The sequence below is a fragment of the Paenibacillus sp. FSL R10-2778 genome (genome assembly GCF_038593035.1).
GTDB classification, from domain to species: Bacteria; Bacillota; Bacilli; order Paenibacillales; family Paenibacillaceae; genus Paenibacillus_AQ; species Paenibacillus_AQ odorifer.
The window spans coordinates 2,015,034-2,036,901 of the sequence record NZ_CP151956.1 but is presented as its reverse complement, the minus strand read 5'-3'; the positions used below and the strand labels follow the sequence as shown (position 1 = coordinate 2,036,901).

At 44.0% G+C, this 21,868-nt stretch carries 22 protein-coding genes; 8 read left to right on the top strand and 14 right to left on the bottom strand.

What is annotated here, in order from left to right; all coding sequences use genetic code 11:
- Positions 1–41 precede the first annotated feature (41 nt).
- The gene (locus NST40_RS08675; RefSeq protein WP_076124791.1) at positions 42–869 is read right to left on the bottom strand and encodes an undecaprenyl-diphosphate phosphatase; all 828 of its coding nucleotides are present in this window, start codon (positions 867–869) and stop codon (positions 42–44) included.
- A 72-nt stretch (positions 870–941) separates the two neighbouring features.
- Positions 942–2,381 carry a bifunctional UDP-sugar hydrolase/5'-nucleotidase gene (locus NST40_RS08670; RefSeq protein ID WP_076187091.1) on the bottom strand — a complete coding sequence of 480 codons (1,440 nt, stop codon included), beginning with the start codon at positions 2,379–2,381 and terminating at the stop codon, positions 942–944.
- A 137-nt stretch (positions 2,382–2,518) separates the two neighbouring features.
- On the opposite strand from NST40_RS08670, the gene NST40_RS08665 reads away from it, so the two are divergent.
- The 3 genes from NST40_RS08665 (at position 2,519) to NST40_RS08655 (ending at position 5,511) form a co-directional block, all read left to right on the top strand.
- Positions 2,519–3,232, top strand: a complete 714-nt coding sequence (locus tag NST40_RS08665; protein WP_342410593.1) for a molybdenum cofactor biosynthesis protein MoaE — start codon at positions 2,519–2,521, stop codon at positions 3,230–3,232.
- Positions 3,233–3,309: 77 nt separating this feature from the next.
- On the top strand, positions 3,310–4,350 hold the full coding sequence (locus tag NST40_RS08660) for an HD-GYP domain-containing protein (RefSeq protein WP_076219643.1): 1,041 nt from the start codon (positions 3,310–3,312) through the stop codon (positions 4,348–4,350).
- A 912-nt stretch (positions 4,351–5,262) separates the two neighbouring features.
- Entirely contained in the window at positions 5,263–5,511 is a 249-nt protein-coding gene (locus NST40_RS08655; RefSeq protein ID WP_076124783.1) for a hypothetical protein, read from the top strand.
- Between the two features lie 13 nt (positions 5,512–5,524).
- Here the strand turns inward: NST40_RS08655 and NST40_RS08650 are convergent, their stop codons facing one another.
- The 3 genes from NST40_RS08650 to NST40_RS08640 form a co-directional block, all read right to left on the bottom strand.
- Positions 5,525–5,821, bottom strand: a complete 297-nt coding sequence (locus NST40_RS08650) for a hypothetical protein (protein ID WP_076277535.1) — start codon at positions 5,819–5,821, stop codon at positions 5,525–5,527.
- 122 nt (positions 5,822–5,943) lie between these two features.
- Positions 5,944–7,782 carry an ABC transporter ATP-binding protein gene (locus tag NST40_RS08645; protein WP_036684176.1) on the bottom strand — a complete coding sequence of 613 codons (1,839 nt, stop codon included), beginning with the start codon at positions 7,780–7,782 and terminating at the stop codon, positions 5,944–5,946.
- Between the two features lie 26 nt (positions 7,783–7,808).
- Positions 7,809–9,569 carry an ABC transporter ATP-binding protein gene (locus tag NST40_RS08640; protein ID WP_076219338.1) on the bottom strand — a complete coding sequence of 587 codons (1,761 nt, stop codon included), beginning with the start codon at positions 9,567–9,569 and terminating at the stop codon, positions 7,809–7,811.
- A gap of 452 nt (positions 9,570–10,021) precedes the next feature.
- Between NST40_RS08640 and NST40_RS08635 the strand changes: the two genes are divergently transcribed.
- Both NST40_RS08635 and NST40_RS08630 read left to right on the top strand, forming a co-directional pair.
- A complete protein-coding gene (locus NST40_RS08635) occupies positions 10,022–10,564 on the top strand; it encodes a hypothetical protein (RefSeq protein WP_340977076.1) in 543 nt (180 codons plus the stop codon).
- A gap of 171 nt (positions 10,565–10,735) precedes the next feature.
- Positions 10,736–11,176 carry a hypothetical protein gene (locus tag NST40_RS08630; protein ID WP_076191066.1) on the top strand — a complete coding sequence of 147 codons (441 nt, stop codon included), beginning with the start codon at positions 10,736–10,738 and terminating at the stop codon, positions 11,174–11,176.
- A gap of 145 nt (positions 11,177–11,321) precedes the next feature.
- Here the strand turns inward: NST40_RS08630 and sufB are convergent, their stop codons facing one another.
- The 7 genes from sufB to NST40_RS08595 form a co-directional block, all read right to left on the bottom strand.
- Positions 11,322–12,719 carry a Fe-S cluster assembly protein SufB gene (sufB, locus tag NST40_RS08625; protein WP_036684335.1) on the bottom strand — a complete coding sequence of 466 codons (1,398 nt, stop codon included), beginning with the start codon at positions 12,717–12,719 and terminating at the stop codon, positions 11,322–11,324.
- A gap of 24 nt (positions 12,720–12,743) precedes the next feature.
- A complete protein-coding gene (gene sufU / locus NST40_RS08620; RefSeq protein WP_036684339.1) occupies positions 12,744–13,175 on the bottom strand; it encodes a Fe-S cluster assembly sulfur transfer protein SufU in 432 nt (143 codons plus the stop codon).
- On the bottom strand, positions 13,162–14,388 hold the full coding sequence (locus NST40_RS08615) for a cysteine desulfurase (protein ID WP_076219340.1): 1,227 nt from the start codon (positions 14,386–14,388) through the stop codon (positions 13,162–13,164). Before NST40_RS08615 ends, sufU begins: the two co-directional genes overlap by 14 nt.
- Positions 14,385–15,686, bottom strand: a complete 1,302-nt coding sequence (gene sufD, locus NST40_RS08610) for a Fe-S cluster assembly protein SufD (RefSeq protein WP_036684344.1) — start codon at positions 15,684–15,686, stop codon at positions 14,385–14,387. The genes NST40_RS08615 and sufD overlap by 4 nt, the downstream gene beginning before the upstream one ends.
- A gap of 26 nt (positions 15,687–15,712) precedes the next feature.
- Positions 15,713–16,495: a Fe-S cluster assembly ATPase SufC gene (gene sufC, locus NST40_RS08605; RefSeq protein ID WP_036684347.1), complete on the bottom strand. Its 783-nt coding sequence runs from the start codon at positions 16,493–16,495 to the stop codon at positions 15,713–15,715.
- Between the two features lie 279 nt (positions 16,496–16,774).
- Positions 16,775–17,236, bottom strand: coding sequence for a Dps family protein (locus tag NST40_RS08600; RefSeq protein WP_036684350.1), 462 nt, complete (start codon positions 17,234–17,236; stop codon positions 16,775–16,777).
- 239 nt (positions 17,237–17,475) lie between these two features.
- A complete protein-coding gene (locus tag NST40_RS08595) occupies positions 17,476–17,778 on the bottom strand; it encodes a DUF1805 domain-containing protein (RefSeq protein WP_036684352.1) in 303 nt (100 codons plus the stop codon).
- Between the two features lie 214 nt (positions 17,779–17,992).
- Here NST40_RS08595 and NST40_RS08590 point away from each other — a divergent pair, with 214 nt between their 5' ends.
- Positions 17,993–18,520: a hypothetical protein gene (locus tag NST40_RS08590; RefSeq protein WP_036684355.1), complete on the top strand. Its 528-nt coding sequence runs from the start codon at positions 17,993–17,995 to the stop codon at positions 18,518–18,520.
- A gap of 77 nt (positions 18,521–18,597) precedes the next feature.
- Here the strand turns inward: NST40_RS08590 and NST40_RS08585 are convergent, their stop codons facing one another.
- Complete coding sequence (locus tag NST40_RS08585; RefSeq protein ID WP_076124773.1) at positions 18,598–18,981, bottom strand: DUF423 domain-containing protein; 384 nt, start codon at positions 18,979–18,981, stop codon at positions 18,598–18,600.
- A gap of 170 nt (positions 18,982–19,151) precedes the next feature.
- On the opposite strand from NST40_RS08585, the gene NST40_RS08580 reads away from it, so the two are divergent.
- Entirely contained in the window at positions 19,152–19,613 is a 462-nt protein-coding gene (locus NST40_RS08580; RefSeq protein WP_076124771.1) for a hypothetical protein, read from the top strand.
- Positions 19,614–20,525: 912 nt separating this feature from the next.
- Here the strand turns inward: NST40_RS08580 and NST40_RS08575 are convergent.
- Positions 20,526–21,014: a hypothetical protein gene (locus NST40_RS08575; RefSeq protein ID WP_076219342.1), complete on the bottom strand. Its 489-nt coding sequence runs from the start codon at positions 21,012–21,014 to the stop codon at positions 20,526–20,528.
- A gap of 205 nt (positions 21,015–21,219) precedes the next feature.
- Here NST40_RS08575 and NST40_RS08570 point away from each other — a divergent pair, with 205 nt between their 5' ends.
- Positions 21,220–21,864 carry a methyltransferase domain-containing protein gene (locus tag NST40_RS08570; RefSeq protein ID WP_076219343.1) on the top strand — a complete coding sequence of 215 codons (645 nt, stop codon included), beginning with the start codon at positions 21,220–21,222 and terminating at the stop codon, positions 21,862–21,864.
- Positions 21,865–21,868: the final 4 nt, after the last annotated feature.

The following is a 21,868-nucleotide window of genomic DNA, read 5'->3' as shown; positions in this document are numbered from 1 at the left end:
ATGAAGAACATCGGGTGTGTCTAGGTCTTTGCCTATGGGCATTAACGCATAATAAACAACCAGAATATAGCAGCAAGAATAAATCTGTAGATCGCGAAATGCGTCAATCTAATCTTTTGAATCAATTTCATAAACAAAATAACCACTACATAAGCCACTACAAAAGAAATCAGAAATCCAATTACAAAATAGCCAATCGTTTCACTAGTAAAGTTCTTATAAGAATCCAACATTTCATATCCGGAAGCCGCACACATAATAGGAATGGCTATAAGGAAGGAGAAATCCGCAGAAGCTTTATAACTAACCCCACTTAACATCCCTCCGGAGATCGTAGATCCCGAACGGGAAAATCCTGGCCACAGCACTGAAATAATCTGATACATCCCGATAGCCAGCGCCTGTCCGTAAGAAAGATCGTCCAGCTCATGCGCTGTAATTCTAATTTTGCGTCTGTTTACCCATTCTGCGATAATCATTAGAATCCCGCCGGCGACAAGCGCCCAAAGAACAGTCGTGGCTCCAAAGAGACTTTTTATAAAATCGCGGGCAAAAAATGCCACAGCTAGTGCTGGGGCAATCCCAAGTATTACATGGATTAAGTTCAAACGAGACGCCGGCATCACACCGCCTCTTCCTGAGTTCTTACGCCCAATGCCCAGCAAATTAAGCACACGCTCGCGGTAAACAAGCGCAATCGCCAATATTGCCCCTAGCTGAATAACGATTTCATAAGTCTTCATAATCGAATCCTGCTCATCAAAGCCCAGAAGCTTCGAGGTCAAGATCATGTGTCCTGTAGAAGAAACAGGAATAAATTCAGTGATCCCTTCGACAATTGCTAAAATAATAGCTGTAATCGTGTCCATAATCTCCTCCTATTTTTCGGGAATCTAGCACTGTTTAAATGGAATCAAAAAGTATATCTTTGAGCTGCAGGTTTACTCAGACTTGATCTCCCACCGAGTGAGCATGCATTCATCAAGACTGTCCGGACGCTGCAATTCCATCCCAAGCAGGTCGCGTAAAAAATGAGGCAGCAAAAATACAGGATCCTTCCCATTGGCGATCGTCTCATAGCCTGCACGGAAAGTAAACATGTCCAGCGTACCAACATTATACTCTTTATCATCCTCCAGCGGGTTTCCTTCGACAAAAACTGCAATATTGTTATCATACGGTATCTTCTGCGGATCGTACAAGATTTTTATCCCATCTACTGCTAAGCTGCCCAGATAATTCCCGCGAAAGCCATACCCAAAAATCACCTTATTATAAAATTCTTCAGTAAGACTCTGCTCCAAAGCTATGCGAATATCTAGGCCTTTCAGCTTGATTACGCAGGTGTTAATGGGAGAAGGACATAGGGCGTGCAGCATTCCCGCTGTAACCTCCCCTTCAGGCAAAGGTCCTAGAAGCTGACCTGTGTTAACTATCGACAAACTAGTGCCTGTAAATCTACGTACAGCTTGGGCTAAAAGATTGCCAAAAGGGGATTCTCCCTGCAAATTCAAAGGAAGCTCACGATCTGTGATCGCAACGGTCTGCTGAAGAGCCTCACGACCACGCTCCAAATGAATAGTAGCGGCAGGACCTACAATCTCTTCCTTCAGTCCTGGGTCAATCGGAATACATTCACCCGCCACCAGGCTGAATCCAGGTTGTCCCTCTCTCCGCTCAAATTGAAGCCGCCCGAGGTAACGCCCGAATTTCCCGGCTCCACATACAGCTGTTCCGTTAATCATGAGCGGTTCTTCCAGCATATGATGTGTATGTCCACCTAGAATAGCATGCACACCTTCCAGCCGCTCTGCCAGAATTCGATCTGCGGGAAGCCCCAAATGAGAAAGGATGATTAGAATGTCCACCTGAGGAGCTAGAAGAAGGCATTGTTCCCGAAGGGTTGTCTCGGGATCCAGAGCATCCCAGCCCAGCAAGGAATAAAACGAAGTAAATGCCGCTGTCGCTCCAGTCACTCCTATTCTGATTCCGTCCTTCTCCAAGATGGCATGACGCTTCATCCAGTGGGGAGGTTCCCCTGTTGCAGTCTCCACAAAATTACAGCATACCACTGGACACTGTAACCCGGAGAAAATAGAGGATAACATCTCCTGTGAGAATGTTAACCCCTCATTATTACCGATGGTTACAGCATCATATCCTGTTAAATTAAGTACATCAATGTTAGCCTGACCCATAGTTCCTTCTGTCTCTACGGCTGCACGATCCATATGATCGCCAATATCCAGCAGCAGCACAGGCTCTTCTCCCGCTGCAGCTCTTTGTCTCCCGATTTCTGCTGCCAATGGACTCACCATTTCGAAATGGCTATGTATATCATTGGTATGAAGTATGGTCAGTCTTTGCGGCACATGCCCCATTAGCAACATTCCTCCTACCTGTTGAGCCGCTCTTTAATGACGCAGCCGATGCATGATCTTATAGAGCCTAGCATAACATTTTCAGGCTCATTATGGTATATTGTAGACATTACAACATATTTCAGAGGTGAATAAGTATGCATATCACAATCCGCCTGTTCGCGGGTTTGGCTGAGATTATCGGTTCATCTTCTCTGACCTTTCATGCGACGGAGAATCCCTTAACCGCTGGGAAGTTAAAAGAACTCCTTTCAACCTCTTATCCGGATGCAGCATCCCTAATTGGAACTTCTTTGGTCGCTATTGACCGGGAATATGCACCTGATGAAGCCCTCATCACCGAGTCTGCCGAAGTTGCATTAATCCCTCCCGTTTCCGGGGGAGAGAATGGTTCTTTATATGAGAGCACTCCTGACGGCCTCTATAGCATAACGGATCTGCCATTAAATGCTGAGAAGCTTCTGGATGCCGTCCTCGATGCCAATCATGGAGCATCCCTATTATTTGTAGGAACTACACGCGAAATGACCGGAGAACAACGCACAACAGCATTAGACTATGAAGCCTATATTCCTATGGCCTTAAATAAGCTGAAAGAAATTGGTGATGAGGTACAGAATCGCTTGAATGCACGCTGCGCGATTTCCCACCGCATTGGGCTTGTTGGTCTTAAGGAAGCAAGCGTTATCATTGCTGTCTCCACCCCTCATCGCGATACCTGTTACGAGGCTAGTCGTCTGGCCATTGAACTGCTGAAACAGACCGTCCCTATCTGGAAAAAAGACATCAATGAATCAGGCCAGCACTGGGTAGGCTCTCAACAAAAGGCTGCCGATTCCCTCTACAATTAATCTTCACTCCTTTTTCATTGAAAAATCTGCACTTTGTTGATATTCTGGATAAAATCGGATAAAAGGTGGCATAGGCATTGAGAGTACACGTCTCGGATCTAAAACCTGGTAATCACCTCAACTCAGACGCTTATAGTTCAAGAGGTCTGCATGTATTACCAAAGGGATCGCTGCTCCAGATAGATGATATCGCCAAGCTGATGCAGCATGGAGTTGATTATGTTGATATCCAGACGTTAGTGGAAGAACCTGCCCCATTAAGCAGACCTTCAATTATTCAGACGGTGACCACTAGTTTTGATACCATGATTGACGGCTTTGAGAATCTTTATATGGAAGCACTATTAAAAGGAAGCTTTAACCAATCCGTGGTTAACGACATTCTTCAGCCTTCGCTTCAATCGTTGGACAAGCAAAAGGATGTAGTCTCCCTGCTGCTTCTGCTCGATCGCGAAGATAATTATACCTACAACCACTCTTTGCAGGTAGGTATGCTCTCTTATTATATTGCAATCTGGCTTGGGTATTCCAAACAAGAATGCTATGAGATTGGACGAGCTGGATATTTAATTGATATTGGAAAATGTAGAATCTCACCTGCTCTATTAAATAAGCCTGGAAAATTAACCGCGGAAGAATTCGAAGAAGTTAAACTACATACTAAGTACGGCTACGAAATTATCCGCAATTCGATGGATGACTCACATACAGCCTTGGCAGCCCTACAGCATCATGAACGTGAGGACGGTTCTGGCTATCCTAATAAGCTAACCAAATCCGAGATTCATCCTTATGCGCAAATTGCTGCTGTAGCTGACATCTATAGTGCGATGACTTCTAAACGCGTCTATCAGTCCAAGCAAGAGCTTATTTCTGTCCTACGTGAACTAAATGACCTCAGCTTTGGTAAGCTGAACGGCAGAACGGTTCAAGCCTTTATACAGCATTTAATGCCCAACTTTATCGGCAAGCGAGTATTACTGAACACGGGTGATACAGGTGTGATTATCATGAACAATCCAGTTGATATTTTCCGTCCGCTGGTAAAGATCGATGGATTATTTGTCGATCTAGCCCGCGAACGTAACGTTACGATTGTGGAAATCTACATGGACTAGGGCGTTTCTTGAGGTCCTGCGTTGCTTAGCAGAAGGTTAAGAGCTGCTGTTCGTACACTAAATCCCCCGGTTTGACTACGGGGGATTTTTTAGTTGTACTTTGTGCAACAGAACCCACGTCTACCAGGCTGAATTGTGATTTAGTTGTACTTTGTGCAACAGTATCCACGTCTTGCGAGCTGAATTGTGATTTAGTTGTACTTTGTGCAACTAATCCACGTCTTGCGAGCTGAATTGTGATTTAGTTGTACTTTGTGCAACTAAATCCACGTCTTGCGAGCTGAATTGTGATTTAGTTGTACTTTGTGCAACTAAATCCACGTCTAGCGAGCTGAATTGTGATTTAGTTGTACTTTGTGCAACTAAATCCACGTCTAGCGAGCTGAATTGTGATTTAGTTGTACTTTGTGCAACTAAATCCACGTCTAGCGAGCTGAATTGTGATTTAGTTGTACTTTGTGCAACTAAATCCACGTCTAGCGAGCTGAATTGTGATTTAGTTGTACTTTGTGCAACTAAATCCACGTCTAGCGAGCTGAATTGTGATTTAGTTGTACTTTGTGCAACTAGAATTAAGGAAAATGCTCTTTATAAGCACATTTCTCGAAAATAGCTGCACAAAGTGCAATTAACAGTATTTTTATAACGAGAATGATGGTTTCTATTGTACAAACTGCAACTAAAGATTGGTTTCCAGATTACTCCTAAACATTCCTCGATTTTCACCTCTCTCACCTCTCTCACCTCTCTCACCTCTCTCACCTCTATTGTTTCCTTCTGACTTCGAAGATAGTTCCTTCTACCCTCAACATAGTAAGGCCCCTCAATTTCATTATCTGACGTAACGTTTGAATTTCTCTTCTCATGGCGAGACTAATATGTGGTTTTAAAATGCTGTAGGAGGAAAAAAGCATGCTTCCTGTCCATGAACGCCTTGCCGAGTTGTTCACCCTAAGCCGTAGACGGCAGCTTACTGCTGCTGAGGAAACGGAGCAACAGCAGTGCCTGCAAATTAACGCTACCTACTGCTATGAGATGGCCCGATTACAAAATGAAATCCTATTAGCGGAACAGACAGCTGATCTACAATGGCATCAAGATATTTGTGCACAAATGTTTGAGCTGCGTGTGACGGGCAGGGTATCCAAACGCCCTAAGTAACTGAATAGAAATCTTACCCTGCTATATTATTTTCTGCCGTCCTGCTGTTCTGCCGTTCTTCCGTTCTTCCGTTCTGCCATTCTGCTGTTCTGCTGTTCTGCTGTTCTGCTGTTCTTCCATTCTTCCGTTCTGCCATTCTGCCATTCTGCCATTCTGCTGTTCTGCTGTTCTTCCGTTCTGACATTCTGCCGTTCTGCTGTTCTGCCGTTCTGCTGTTCTGCCGTTCTTCCGTTCTTCCGTTCTTCCGTTCTTTCGTTCTTCCGTTCTTCCGTTCTTCCGTTCTTCCGTTCTTCTCTGATCTACCAACCATTATTTTCTACATCCTATATCCCTATAAAAACAGCTCACCCCCATTTGCCTAAGCAAAGGGAATGAGCTGTTGTTGTGTTCTGTCGTGTTCTCTTCTGTTCTGTTCTGTTCTGTTCTGTCGGTCTATAGGAAGCGGAATTGCGCTTCGATCAGACCGTTGTATACCCCATCACGGGATGTCAATTCATGATGGTTTCCTTCTTCTTTAATCTCTCCGTGATCGAGGACGACTATTTTATCCGCATGACGGATGGTAGAGAGTCTGTGCGCTACGATAAAGGAGGTTCGGCCTTGAAGCAGGATTTTGAGTGCCTCCTGGATCTTCAGCTCCGTCTCCGTATCAATGCTGGCAGTTGCCTCATCCAGGATTAGTATCCGCGGATTTGCCAAAAGCGCCCGGGCGAAGGAGAGCAGCTGACGTTGTCCCATCGACAATGCGCTGCCGCGCTCTTCCACCTCAGTCTCATACCCTCCGGGCAGCTTCATGATAAAGTCATGGGCATCCACGGCTTTTGCGGCATTTTCCACTTCTTCATCTGTAGCCTCCAGACGGCCAAAACGGATATTATCCCGAATCGTTCCCGAGAAAATAAAGGTATCTTGCAGCACGATTCCGATCTGCCTTCGCAGGCTGTCTAATGTAACTCCGCGGATATCTTCACCGTCTATCGTGATTCGGCCGCTCTTAATATCATAGAATCGGCCAATCAGGTTAATGATCGTACTTTTACCAGAACCTGTATGACCTACGAGCGCGATCGACTGTCCTGCTTTTACATCCAGATCAATACCTTTTAGTGCAGCCCGGCCTTTTTCATATTCAAAAATGACCTTTTCAAAGTTAATATCCCCACGAATCGTTCCCATTGGCTTAGCACCAGGATTATCTTGCACCGCCGGTTGCTCATCCAAATATTCAAAGATCCGTTCCGAGGAAGCCATTGCCACAAGCAGCTGATTGTACATCTGCCCAAGGCGATTAATCGGGTCCCAGAAGTTGCTGACATAAGAACTGAATGCTACCAGCATACCTACTGTGAGTTCTCCAGATTGGATCAGATAAGCCCCCAGCCAAAAGAGGATCATTGTTCCAAAACCACCTGTGACCTCAATAATCGGACCGAACGCCTGGTTCATCGCAGAGGCTTTGTTCCAGGATTTTTTGCTGTCGGTATTCATAACATCGAAATAATTCATATTTTCTTGTTCTTGGGTGTAGGCTTGTGTGACTCTGATTCCCTGAATCGATTCATTTAAATGAGAATTAATTCTGGAGTTCTTCATCCGCACATCCTGCCAAGCGATCCGAATCTTTTGGCGCAGCTTAGTTGAAACAAAGAACATAATAGGAACCGTAACCATTACTGCAAGACCTAGCTTCCAGTTAATCACTAGCAGAATAATGGTAATCCCCATAAGCTGCACGCAGTCAATCATCAGATTGACAACCCCGTTTGTGAACAGATCCTGCAGAGAGTTGATATCATTGGTTACCCGTACTAATACCGAGCCTGCCGGACGTTTATCAAAGAAGTTAAAGGAGAGCTTCTGAATATGCTTGAACAAATCTGAGCGCAAATCATAAATCACTCTTTGGCCTATGATGTTCGTATATTTAATCCGGTACACTCCCGCAATCCATTGAATCAGATATAAGACGATTACCCCTGCTGTAAGCGAATAAAGCAGTGATAAGCTGGGATTCCCTACCTTTGGCGCAATTGCACGGTCAATGGCTAAACTTGTTAGGAACGGGACGGTCAACTTCGTGATGGTTCCCAGAATCATCATGATGGACACCAATGGAAGCATCTGCTTTGCATAAGGCTTCATGTACCCGAACAGTCTGGTGAATTGCTTCCAGTCAAAAGCCTTATCGATGACATCATCATCTTTGTATACAAAACGTTCATCCAGCTCTTGCTGCTCGGCTGCTTTATTTTTTGCTCCCGTAGCGGTCATTGGTTTGGCTTCAAGTTTCATATGCCTCACTCCTCCCCTCTTCCGGTCGCTCTGGCCAGATAATCAGCATACTGTATCCGGTATACATCCTGATAAGGACCCGGCACTTCAATTAGCTCTTTATGGGTACCACGCTGCTGTACATGACCTTCGTTCATGACGATAATTTGATCCGCATGGCGCAAGGAGGAGATCCGATGGGCAATAATAAGTGTAGTGCGCCCCTTCATGACCTCTTGGAATCCGGCTTGAATCTCGTGCTCCGTCTCCATATCGACAGCGCTGGTCGCATCATCGAGGATAAGAATCCGCGGATTCTTAAGCAGGGCTCTAGCGATGGCAATCCGTTGCTTTTGTCCACCGGAAAGACCCATTCCGCGCTCACCCACCACAGTGTCATAACCGTCTTCCATCTCCATGATGAAATCATGGGCTTTGGCAAGTTGTGCAGCTCGGATAATTTCTTCCATGCTTACATTTTTCAACCCATAGGAGATGTTGTTGCGAATTGAGGAGGAGAACAGGAAGGTTTCCTGAAAGACCGTTGCAATCTGTGAACGCAAGCTGCGAACATTGTATTCTCTGATGTCCATCCCATCCAGTGTGATGCTGCCTTCATTAACGTCATAAGCACGCATCATCAGCTGTGTAATGGTCGATTTACCAGAGCCCGTACCTCCAAGGAACCCTATAACCGCACCAGATTTGGCCTCAAAATCAATGTCTGTAACCGCAGGCATTTTGTTCCCATAAGCAAATGTGACGTGATTAAACGCTACATCTCCTTTAACCTCAGAAGGTACCAGTTCACGGGCGTTCTCTTTATCCTTCACATCAATATTCTGATTAAGTACTTCCAATACACGTTCTCCCGATGCTTTGGACTGTGTATAGTTATTAATATGGAATCCAAGACCCCAAATCGGTCCAATGATGTACCAAATTAAGCTGAAAAAAGCAACCAGTTCACCTAGTGACATTTTCCCCTTAATAACTAACGTTCCGCCTACTCCAAGCAGAATAGCTGCACTGATCGATGCTAAAAACTCCATCGCCGGAAAAAACTTACTCCAGAGCTCAGCGGCAAAAATCTGGTTATTCTTATAACGTTCGTTGCGGTGTGAGAATTTCTCTACTTCATGAGCCTCTCTCGCAAATGATTTGACGGTGCGCACACCCGTGATATTCTCCTGTACAGCCGTTGTCAGAGAACTGAGTGCAAGACGCATCTCTTGAAAGGCCGGGTGAATCTTAGACTCGAATTTTAGCGCAATAAACGCCAGGATGGGCATCGTAATCAAAGTTACTAGAGTAAGCTGCCAATTGAGTGAGAACATCATAATCGAACCAAAAATGACCATAAAAAAGACATTCAGCAGCTGAGCAAAACCGAAACCGATAAAGTTACGAATCGCTTCCAAATCTCCGGTTAGCCGGGACATCAAATCTCCCGTTTTCGCGGTATCATAATAACGGAAAGATAGGAATTGCAGCTTCTCATAACAAGCATTACGCAGCCGGTATGCAAGAAAGTTACCTAGCCGTCCTCCAAAAAATCCATGTGCAAACTGCAGGCATGCTTTTACTATTACTACAGCTAACACGCTCAATGCGAGCACTGGCACCTCTGTAAACTTAAGTGGCACAATAACTTCATCGATCAGCTTTCTTAACAAATTGGGGGTAATCAGCCCCACTGCAGTTGCAGCGGCCAAACATATAATCGAAAGAATCAGAAAATGCAGCTTCTCCCGATAATAACCGCGCAGTTGCCTGAGAACATCCATATCTCTCCTCCTTAAGGCTTACTTAGTAAGCAATTTTTTGTATAAAGCAAATGTTACATCGTAAGCTAGCTTTTTTTAGCGCTTACAATTTAGTGACTTTAAGCAGTGTATCATCCATAATTTAATGCGGCAAAGGGGAGAATTGCGCGTTTTTGCGGTTATTTCGGAAAAAAGCAGCATCTACATGATATAAAGGACCCTCGTTATCTTAAAATGCTCGTGTTTCCTCCTTAATCCTGATGAATTAAGAATCTACATGATTATTGTAATCATCGTGTAATATTAGGAGGACCTTTATTCGGTTTTTTGCATAATTATTGGAATTTATTCCGGGATACGAAGAGTTCACTTTTTCGCCGTCTTAAATTTGCTTCAGATGTAAAACTTTTACCACAATTTACCGTAATATAGTAATACAACACTTTTTACTTATATTATGGAGGGGAACTATATTGAAAAAGCAGCTTGTTTTATCTTGTATTATCGCCATTATCCTTCTTTCAGGGTGTAGCAATACAAATAACAATAACCCTACGGACGCAAACACAGCGATCAACGAATCTAAAAACTTGTTTAATTTCGGGGAAATCTCCTCAAAAACTGATACAGCACCCTCACCTGAAAAAATGCTAAGAGAAATAAGCAATTTTGTTATTGCTGACATTTGGAATGTTGGGTTTGTAGATGTTATCTCATATACTAGAAGTGGTACAAGCAGTACAGGAGCGAGCATGGACATTGACTTTACCATTGAACAGCTTGGCAAAGCCATGGAAGAGAAAAAAGAATACGATACATATATGAACGAGTTAGATATTAAGTATGATTCTATAAAAAAAATATGGGCCAAGCTTTCCCCAGAAATTGATCTTTTATATAAACAGATTCAGGAGACACCTCCAAAAGCAAACGACAACAGCTTAAAACTTGATGCAGGTAAATTTAATCAATATTCAGAGGCTTTTAGTAAAGAAGTGAATGATCTGGCAAAATAGTAACCTATACCATATAAGAACCCCCGCCAAGTGATTGGCGGGGGTTCTGTTTATAATTGGGTTTCAGCAGCGTTTCATATAATCAACCCTCTATCTGTTTGTATCTTACACACCATTCTATTTTTTCTCTCATAAAATATAAAATCTACAATGAGAGGTTAGGTGAATAGGATGAGTATACAGTTTCTTGATATGCGAATTTCACAGGGCAGCACTATGGATGCACAAAGTCTTAATTTAGTTCGTTCAAGTGCAATTTTCGGTGACATTGGACTTCAGACAGTAAATGTTACACCTGCAAATGCAGGCTTAGTGAGAGTCACATTGAATGCTTTTGCCAGACTTAGTGTTGATGTCAGCATTATAGTTCAGAATGATGTTACTTTTAGTATTTACCGCAATAATATATTAATTTTTAGTACAACCTACCCCGGAAACATTAATAATACAACGACCCAATATGAAATGGTTGGAATCACCGCTGTCGACTATCCGCCTTCAACCGATGTGCTTACCGGCCAGATCCAATACACCATTGTAGCATCAGCGATTAGAACGGCATCTCTGGGAGCCAGATCCTTCAGTGGAATTGCCGTTGCCGGAAATGGATAATTGAAAATATTAAAGGTGTGTCCCCGGAGCATTCGGGGATTTTTTCAATTGTGCCAATAAAAAAGCATCCGTAGAAAAATATCTACGGATGCTTTGAAGAAATATAAGCGTTGGGAGGACAAGCCTCCATTCATAAGCGCTCTTATTAACCGATAGAACCTTCCATCTCGAACTTGATCAGACGGTTCATTTCGACCGCATATTCCATCGGCAGTTCTTTTGTGAACGGCTCGATGAAGCCCATGATGATCATTTGAGTCGCTTCTGCTTCTGTGAGGCCACGGCTCATCAGGTAGAACAGTTGCTCCTCAGAAACTTTAGACACGGTTGCTTCATGCTCAAGAACGATGTTATCGTTCATGATTTCATTGTAAGGAATAGTATCCGAAGTGGACTCATTATCCAAAATCAGCGTATCACATTTAATGTTCGATTTCGCACCTTCTGCTTGACGGCCGAAGGAAGCTAGACCACGGTAAGTTACTTTACCGCCATGTTTACTGATGGATTTCGATACAATGGTGGATGTTGTATCTGGAGCCAAATGGATCATCTTGGCACCCGCATCCTGATGCTGGTCTTTACCTGCTACCGCGATGGATAGTACTGAACCTTTAGCACCACGGCCTTTAAGAACAACCGCAGGATATTTCATGGTCAGCTTGGAACCGATGTTACCATCGACCCATTCCATAGTAGCATTCTCTTCTGCAACCGCACGTTTCGTAACGAGGTTGTAGATGTTTGGAGCCCAGTTCTGGATTGTGGTATAACGAACGCGGGCATTCTTCATACACAAGATTTCAACAACCGCACTGTGTAGAGAGTTCGTGCTATAGATTGGAGCAGTACATCCTTCTACGTAGTGCACGAAGCTGTCTTCATCAGCAAGGATCAAAGTACGTTCGAATTGTCCCATGTTCTCGGAGTTAATACGGAAGTAAGCCTGCAAAGGAACTTCACATTTCACACCTTTAGGAACATAGATGAAGCTGCCGCCTGACCAAACTGCACTGTTAAGTGCGGCAAACTTATTATCGGTTGGAGGGATGATCGTCCCGAAATATTTTTTCAGAAGCTCTGGGTGCTCACGCAATGCAGTGTCGGTATCTGTAAAAATAACCCCTTGATCTTCAAGGCTCTTCTGCATGCTGTGATAGACTACCTCAGATTCATATTGTGCCGATACGCCGGCGAGGAACTTCTGTTCCGCTTCCGGAATTCCCAGCTTATCAAAGGTTTCTTTGATTTCGGAAGGAACTTCTTCCCAAGTCTTCCCTTGCTTCTCTGAAGGTCTTACATAGTATTGAATATCCTCGAAGTCCAGATCATCCATATTGCCGCCCCATGTAGGCATTGGCATTTTACGGAACTGCTCCAAAGATTTCAAGCGGAAGTCAAGCATCCACTGTGGTTCATTTTTGATTGCTGAAATTTCTTTAACAATTTCGGCCGTCAAACCTTTACCAGACTGGAATATCGATTTATGCTCATCACGGAACCCGTACTGGTATTCTTCCATATCAGGCGCTTTCTTAGCCATGGTGTCAGCCTCCTTGTTCTACTGTTATTTATGTTGCTCTTCTTCGTCAATTCCTTTACGAAGTGCGTTCCAAGCCAGTGTTGCGCATTTGATCCGCGCAGGGAATTTATTCACACCCGACAGGGCTTCAATGTCTTCGTAATCTCCAAAATCCACGTCTTCACCCTTCATCAGTAAGGAGAAGTTATCGGCCAGTTCAAGCGCACGTTCAACCGTTTGTCCTTTGATCGCCTCAGTCATCATCGAAGCCGATGACATACTGATCGAACAGCCTTCACCATTATAACGGGCATCCTTTACGATTCCATCCTCTACCTTAAGCTGAAGAGTAATCCGGTCACCACAGGTTGGGTTATTCAGTTCAATTTTTAGAGCATCATCTTCAAATGAACCGCGATTTCGAGGACTTTTATAATGATCCATAATTACGCGTCTGTATAAGTCATCCAAGTTCATAGCTGAAGTACTCCTTTGTCTTGATTAAAGCGTCCACCAGTCGATCTACATCCTGCTCGTTATTATACAGATAAAAGCTTGCACGTGCTGTAGAGCTGGCTTCCAGCCAGCGCATCAGCGGCTGACAGCAGTGATGCCCGGCGCGGATGGCAATGCCTTCCGCATCTAGCACTGTAGCGACATCATGCGGGTGAACGTCACCCAGATTAAAGGTGACAACGCCGACTTCACGATTTCGAGGACCATAAATGTTCAGACCCTCGATCTCTGACAGACGTTGCTCTGCATACGCTGCAAGAGCTTTCTCATGGCGGTGTATCTCATCCAAACCGATTTCTTGTAAGAAATCAATGGCTGCACCTAGACCAACAGCACCAGCTATGATCGGAGTACCGCCTTCAAACTTCCAAGGCAATTCTTTCCATGTGGATTCATAAAGACCCACATCATCGATCATCTCGCCACCGAATTCGACGGGCTCCATGGCTTCGAGAAGTGCTCTCTTGCCATACAAAGCGCCAATTCCGGTGGGTGCGAGCATTTTATGACCAGATAGTGCATAGAAATCACAATCCAGATCCTGCACATCGACCTTCATATGTGGTGTGCTTTGTGCACCATCTACGACAATTACTGCACCATGACGATGAGCAATAGCCGCAAGCTCTTTAATAGGATGAGTTACTCCCATAACGTTGGATACATAAGCGATAGCAACGATTTTGGTTTTATCCGTAATCGTCTGCTCGGCAGCTTCCAACGTAACCGTTCCATCAGGTTGCAACGGTATATATTTTAATGTAGCACCTGTCTTCTTAGCGAGCTGCTGCCATGGAATCAGATTACTATGATGCTCCATTAAGGTGATGACGATTTCGTCGCCTTCACCCACAGCAGAGGGTCCGTAAGAAGAGGCCACAAGATTTAAGGCTGTAGTTGTTCCGCGTGTAAAGATAATTTCTTTAGTGCTGCGGGCGTTTATAAACTTAGCTAGCTTCTCCCGGGCTCCCTCGTAGGCATCGGTTGCTCGGCTGCCTAAAGTATGGACGCCACGGTGTACGTTGGCGTTATCCCACTCATAATACGACTTGACCGCCTCAATTACTTTCCGAGGCTTCTGTGAAGTAGCAGCACTGTCCAGATAGACCAGTGGATGTCCGTTCACATTTTGGTTCAGTATGGGAAATTGCTCCCGGATGGCGTTGCTAATCATTGCACTAACTTCCTTTCCACAAGAGATTGGAGCTGATTGCGCAGTCCCTCCAGTGGAATTTGTGACACAACAGGAGCCAAGAAGCCGTAGATGATCAGAGTCTCTGCATCATGCCGTGTAATTCCGCGGGACATTAGGTAAAAGACTTGCTCGTGATTGACCTGTCCTACGGAAGCGGCATGGCCGGCTGTAACATCATCTTCATCAATAAGCAGGATCGGATTGGCGTCACCACGGGCTTTTGGACTCAGCATCAATACTTTTTCCGTTTGCTGGCCGTCCGCTCTAGTAGCACCTTTCTCAATCTTGGTGATTCCGTTGATGATAGAAGTAGCAGAATCACGCATAACTGCACGAGTGATCATGTCACTTGGTGTGCTTTTGCCAAAATGCTGAGCTTGAGTGGTGTAATTCAGTTTCTGTGATCCCGTACCTACTGCAATTACTTTAGCATCGGAGCTAGAACCGTTGCCTTTAAGCACAGACTTGGTATCACTCGCAGTATCTCCGTAGTTCATCTCACCAACAATCCATTCGATGACTCCGTCATTCTCAACAACCGCCCGGCGATAAGTTACATCTGTAGTATCTACACCAAGCTGATGCACTGTAGCATAACGAACTTTAGCGCCAGCGCCCACGAATACCTCTACCGCACCATTGTGTAGTCCAGCTTCTTCTTTATCCGATACGTAGTTATCTACATAGGTTACGGAACTGTTAGTATCAGCTACGACCAGAATGTGTGGAACAAAAGTAGCTTCCGCATCATCCGTTAACAGCACTGCTTGAAGCGGAGTTTCAATAACAACATTCTTAGGAACATAGAGGAATACTCCACCATTCCACAATGCAGCATGAAGCGCTGCGATAGAATGTTCGTCTGGCTGAATGGCTTTATGCAAGTAACGTTGAACTAAATCTCCGTGTTCTTTAACAGCTGTCTGTAGGTCTGTAAAAATAACACCCTGTTCTGCAAGCTCAGGAGCGATACGTGTATATACTGCACCGGAGTTGCGTTGAATAATCAGGCTGCCTTCCTCCTGATCCTTGATCAAGGAAGAAATAGATGCAGGTGCATCACTTAGCGAAGCAAAAGGTTCACTTGCTTTATAGCTACCATAATTATTGACATTCCAACGATCAATCCGTGTCTTCTCTAATTTAGGCAGTGTCAGAGTAGCTGCCAATTCTAGTGCCTTCAAGCGGCTTTCTTTCAGCCAACCCGGTTCGCCGCTGCTGTGCGATAATTCGCTCAAGCGTTCGGCATCCACCGGAAGAATGGTCTGTGTCGTCATAGTGGTCTCCTCCTTCCTGGCGTTTCTTACGCTTCTTGCCCTACAGTTTCATCTTCAATTCCGAGTTCTTCTTTAATCCATTCATAACCCTCTGCTTCCAGACGCTGTGCAAGCTCTGGACCACCGGATTTCACGATTCTACCTTGCATCATAACGTGAACATAATCAGGTTTGATGTAGTTCAAAAGACGTTGATAGTGGGTAATAACTAAGAAGCCGCGTTCTTCGCTCCGCATGGAGTTTACGCCTTCAGCTACAATTTTCAAAGCATCAATATCAAGACCGGAGTCAATTTCGTCCAAGATCACGATTTTTGGATCCAGCATCATCATTTGTAGAATTTCATTACGTTTCTTCTCACCACCGGAGAAGCCTTCGTTCAAGTAACGGTGTAAAAACTCAGGGTTCATATCTAGTTCTTTCATCTTTGCTTCCATTTGGCGAATAAAACGAATCAACGAGATTTCGCTTCCCTCTTCACGACGGGAATTAATGGCAGAACGCAAGAAGTCGGAGTTAGTTACTCCAGAGATTTCGCTTGGATATTGCATTGCAAGGAAAAGACCTGCACGTGCGCGTTCATCAACAGCCATCTCCAGAAGATCTTCACCATCAAGAGTTGCAGTTCCATCAGTTACTTCGTATTTAGGATGACCCATTAGCGCCGAAGCCAAAGTACTTTTACCTGTACCGTTTGGTCCCATGATGGCGTGAATTTCGCCACCTTTCATTTGAAGGTTAATCCCCTTCAAAATTTCTTTTCCCTCAATCGTCGCTTTAAGACCCTCAATGACAAATTCTGCTGCCATAATATTATTCCCTCCATTGATCGATTTGCGAAATCAAAAGTTGTATTGAAACAGGATAATCCTGATTCCCAGCACAATTAGATTTTCTATCACATTATAATTATTATAAATTGAATCACAATGATTATCAATGATTCTCACTAATTTTATATCAAACCTTGTTTTTTTACAAATTTCTCTTTAGCTAATCACTTGTGACTCAGAGAAGATTTTCATTAAACATAAGACTACGCAAAAATAAGACTTCCCGCAGGAAGCCTTATTCAAACTGCTTAATGATTAGCTAAGAAACGAACGTAGCATCCATTGGTGTTTCTCCAGATCACTACGGATTTTAATGAACATATCTGAGGTTGGCTGATCCTTGGTTTCTTCGGCAAGCTCGATGCCTTCTGTCAGCTCTTCAGAGATGGTGGCGAAGTCTTCAATCAGAGACTGAACCATTCCCCGTGTATCTTCCTTACCTGTAGCTTCTTGAATGGTAGCTAATTCCAAATATTCTTTCAATGTTGCTGCCGGACTGCCTTTGATGGTTAGCAAGCGTTCTGCTACTTCATCCATGTGAAGGGTTACTTCATTATATAATTCCTCAAATTTCACATGAAGGGAGAAAAACTGTTCTCCTTTGACATACCAATGAAAGTTATGAATTTTTACGTACAGGACATTTAAGTTAGCAACCTGACGATTCATGATCTGTTCCAGTGAAGTTGTATTTACTTTATTCGATGCTTTAGCCATGAGATGATCCCTACCTTATCCATTATATTTACCGGTTACTATTTCCTTCGTCCGGTAGTAACTTGTCTATTCTTAATTTACCCTTTTACCTGTAATACGAAACAAGGAGAAGCCTTCCATAACACCTTTATTTGTTCTAGCATTAGCAAAGACACACCCGATTATGCTTAAATGTGAATACTTGCACACAAACAAAAAGGGCCTAAGCCCCGTTTGTTTGGAATTGTTAAATTTTCCGGTCAGACCATAAGAAGTAACGCTTCCGCACCCGTCATACCTGGTACGATGCCAAGACTCTCTGCTTCTATCGTTACAGACTCCAACGGGGCAGCTAAAAGCTGGGCAAGCGTCCGTACACCCACCGCACGAGCTGCGATGATATGCCGATCACTAAGTGTTTCATTGAGGAGACCGACATCCAGTGCACCGCACATAATATAACCTCGGTTCGTGCTGATAGAGAGCAGTGTAGTTTTGGGAAGCTTAACCTCTACCCCGATCAGCGTATGTTCACCTACTGTAATAGGCTCCATAGTAACCAATAGCAGCACCTCCTTTTTTTCACTATCCACGTTGTATATGTATGCTAATTTTCCTGTGGGTGTGCTGACGGTAGTCCTATGCCTAGTATAAAATGCAGTATAATAGTCCCTATTCCAGTAGTCCTGGGTATATGAATATTGCATGTTTAATGTTATAGTTAATTACATTCCTGTAACCATTCAGAGATGTTCTAAACGAAAAGCTGGGGGATTTATGGACGAGAAACTACAACGCACAGACGGCAATTATTTATTTAACGTCGACATCCTGATTAATGCCCGTACCAACCCGCTTGCACTGCAATTTCTGCTCGAAATGTTGAACAATAATGACCATATCACAGATTTCAACATTAATTCCGGTCTTGAATTAGGGAGAACCATTGACAGCTTGCTACGCTCCGCTAAACTAGCTTTGAATCAAAACTCTGCTCCTCCCATTTCATTAAAGCTGCCTCCAAAATCTACGAAGAAGCAGCTGGATACACCGATAAAAAAACAGGCAGAAACGCCTGCACAGCAAACGGCCATTGAGACGCCAGCTGATGCATACGGGAAGATTCGTCAGTATATTCAGAATAATCAATTGGTACGTTTACGAGCGAACCGGTACGGGAAACAAGTGTCCATGCCCTGTCGTATTTTAAACTTTGATGAAGCAGCCAACTCTATAAGTGTCTACCATGTGGATGAGAAGCAGGTGTACAGCTTTAATCTAAATGAAATCGACGAGTTTCTGTAAGCGCATGCGTTACAAGCAAATAAGCACCCTCCCTCATTGGGGAACAGGTGCTTATTGGCCTTTCTTTTTTTTAACAACTAAGACGACGTTTTACGTGAAAATCCCTCTATCGCAAGGCATAACCAGCCAATTATAAAGCATACCCCACCGATTGGTGTAATCGCTCCTAGCACCTTAATTCCGGAGATACTCAGAACATACAAACTGCCAGAGAACAAAATGGTACCTGCAATTAACAATCGGCCCGCCCAACGTAATCGGACACTTTCGCCCCATTGGCCCACAGCCAGTGCGATGAGAATTACCCCCAGCGCATGTACCAAGTGATACTGCACACCAGTCTCATATACCTTCATATAGTCTTCACTGATCACTGGTTTTAGTAGATGGGCACCGAAAGCACCAATTCCTACTGCCAGCATTGCTAGCACAGCCCCCCAGGCCATAAATTTCCGTTGCAAATGATTACACCCCCTTAATTTTAGACTCATTCTATCATAACGTAATGCCAGTTCCTATTTCCAGCAGTCATTTTTTATTTTGCCTCATTCAGGGGTTGCTTTTTTAGCATCAATATGAAAAAGTGGATATTAACAACATTTTCATTCTAATCTCTCAAGGAGTGCAAACCATGGACTTAAATTCTCTGTCAAAATCAGACGTACCTGCGGCAGAGGTGGGAAATCCCAACCCTCATCCGGATTACCCAAGCGCTGATTTATCATCTACGCATCAAAAAGTAGAACATGATCTTCAACATTCTGGACCTGGTATTGCTTCGTTCATTATCTGTCTCGTGTCGATCATCGGCTATGCAGCCATCTTTATCTCTATTATAATGAAGTCTTCTTCATTGGTTAATGAGAATTCCGAACTATTAAGCCAGTCCTCGCAATTCATAATGCTTCTAGGATTAACGGTTATTATTCTGGCTGCTCTTAATGTAATCGGTGTAGTCATCGGCATCATTGGGCTTTCCATTCGGAAACGTCGCAAGGTGTTTGGCATTATTGGCACAATAGTCAATGGTGTTATTATCTTACTCTTTATGCTGCTTATTACAACCTTCCTAGTCAATGCTGGAACGCTTTAAGCTTCTTTTAAACATGCTAACTTCATTAAAAAGGGTATCCCAACAACTTTGAGCGGGTTGTGAGGATACCTTTATTTATGTATGAATCTAAAATCTACATTGGGGAGTCCTCATCTTCATCCGTGGCTCACGGACTCAGATGACGTTATTTACGTTTTTTTCGCCTTTGGAGCACAGTTTCGGACCCCTAGTGACGCTATTGCATCGAAAAAGGATCATATTGGGCGCTTTTTATGGCAATAGCTGCGATGGGGTCCGATAGCGAATCAAATGTGGGGAAGAGCTGCGTTTTAGGGCTGCTGGGTCCGATAATACTGATTCCGATGATGATAATTCCGATAATGCTAGATCCTATCCCTCATCCGCGGCTTGCGGACTCAGATGACGTTATTTACGGATTTTCGCCCTTTGGAGCACAGTTTCGGACCCCAGTGACGCTATTGCATCGAAAAAGGATCCTATTGGGCGGTTTTTATGGCAATAGCTGCGATGGGGTCCTATAGCGAACCAAATGTGGGGAAAAGCTGCGTTTTAGGGCTGCTGGGTCCGATAATGCTGAGTCCAATATAGGTTACTAGATCCATAGTGGTGCTACTAGTTCCGTTAGTGGGGCAGCTAGATCCATAGTGGGACTGCTAGATCCATAGTGGTGCTACTAGTTCCGTTAGTGGGGTTGCTATATCCATAGTGGTGCTACTAGTTCCGTTAGTGGGGTTGCTATATCCATAGTGGTGCAGCTAGATCCAATAGTGTAGCTCCTAATCCATAAGGATGCAGCTAGGTATGCGGACTGTGATCGACCAAACTAAGTTTATTGTTTGAGCAAGAACTATGCTTAAAAAATACGAGGGTGTCCCAGCAACCACTATATGATTGCTGAGACACCCTCTATTTGCAAATTAATACATTCAATTATTTCGCTAGAGCCAGCTTTGTCAGCACACGTTGCTTAACAGACGGATCGCCCTCCACTGCTTTTTCCACGTATTCAATAACTACGGAATCATCGGAATTCAAAGTATCAAGTATACTCTCCATCCCAGCTGAAATCTCAAAAGCGGTTGGACCTTCTTTTGTCGCAATCTCAACGGAATGACTATCTATTTGTCCGATATAAACGGCCGTCAATTTTATTGTTTTACCTTCAGCTTTTGGAGTAGAACTAGGTTTAGCTGTGCTCGGATTTTCGGTTGGTGTGGCTGTACTTGGGTTCTCAGTGGGTACGGGAGTGCTTGGAGCTTCTGTAGGCTCAGCTGTGCTTGCGCTCTCGGTTGGAGTTGGAGAAGGTGTTGCAGTCGGTTCTCCTGAAGTCTGTGCCGAATTATTCCCACCGCAAGCGGTTAAGGCAAATGTTAAGGCAGCAATCGCTGCTATGGCGGGTAATGAACGTTGTTTTTTCATGTTGAGTGCCTCCTCTATGTGGCGATTATTTTCAAAGTCATCTTCATAAGTATACTCTTATAACGTTAACCACTCTATGAAAGTTTCATATGAAGTAATTTTAGATAACTTCCAGCCTCTATTAGGCATCCGTCGGATGCAGGCTACAGCGGTATTAATACAATAGTGTGAGCCTGATTTATCCCAAAGGAAAGGAGTGAGCCCCTTGAAAATCGATATCGGCTGTGGATCTAATAAGGAAGCAGGTTATCTCGGGATCGATCGGATCGCGGGTCCTGTTGTAGATATTGTCTGTGATATTTGCCAAGAGATTCCTCTCCCTGACAATAGCGCTGAGTTAGTTATGGCTAGCCGTGTACTGCCTTATGTGGACAATTTATTCGCAGCCATGGCGGAAATTCACAGAATTAGCATCCATAAAGCAGTTGTTTGCATTCTAGCACCCTATGCCCACAGCTTTGCCCATATGTCCAATCCTTCCTTTAAGCAGAAGTTTGACGAATATACCCCCCGGCATTTTACAGGATCCTTCTTCCAACCCCCATCCGGTCCAGTATGCCCAGCTATTCCAGACTACCCTGTACCCGCACCACCCTTCGATTATCGGTTGCTGCGGATGGAGTTATTCTATCAACACCCTTATGAAGATCCGCTTTACGAAACTGAAGAACTAGAAATACTAAAGACCCTTCAAGCAAATGTAGTGCATGAAATCATGTACCATTTTGTCGTTATCAAGCACAATATCACTGATCAGGAGCTGGAGCTGATGAGCAGAAGTCATTATCCTGAACCTCATGTTCTTGTCGAACGAAGACTTAAATCACAAAACAGACATTTTTTTCTATAATTTT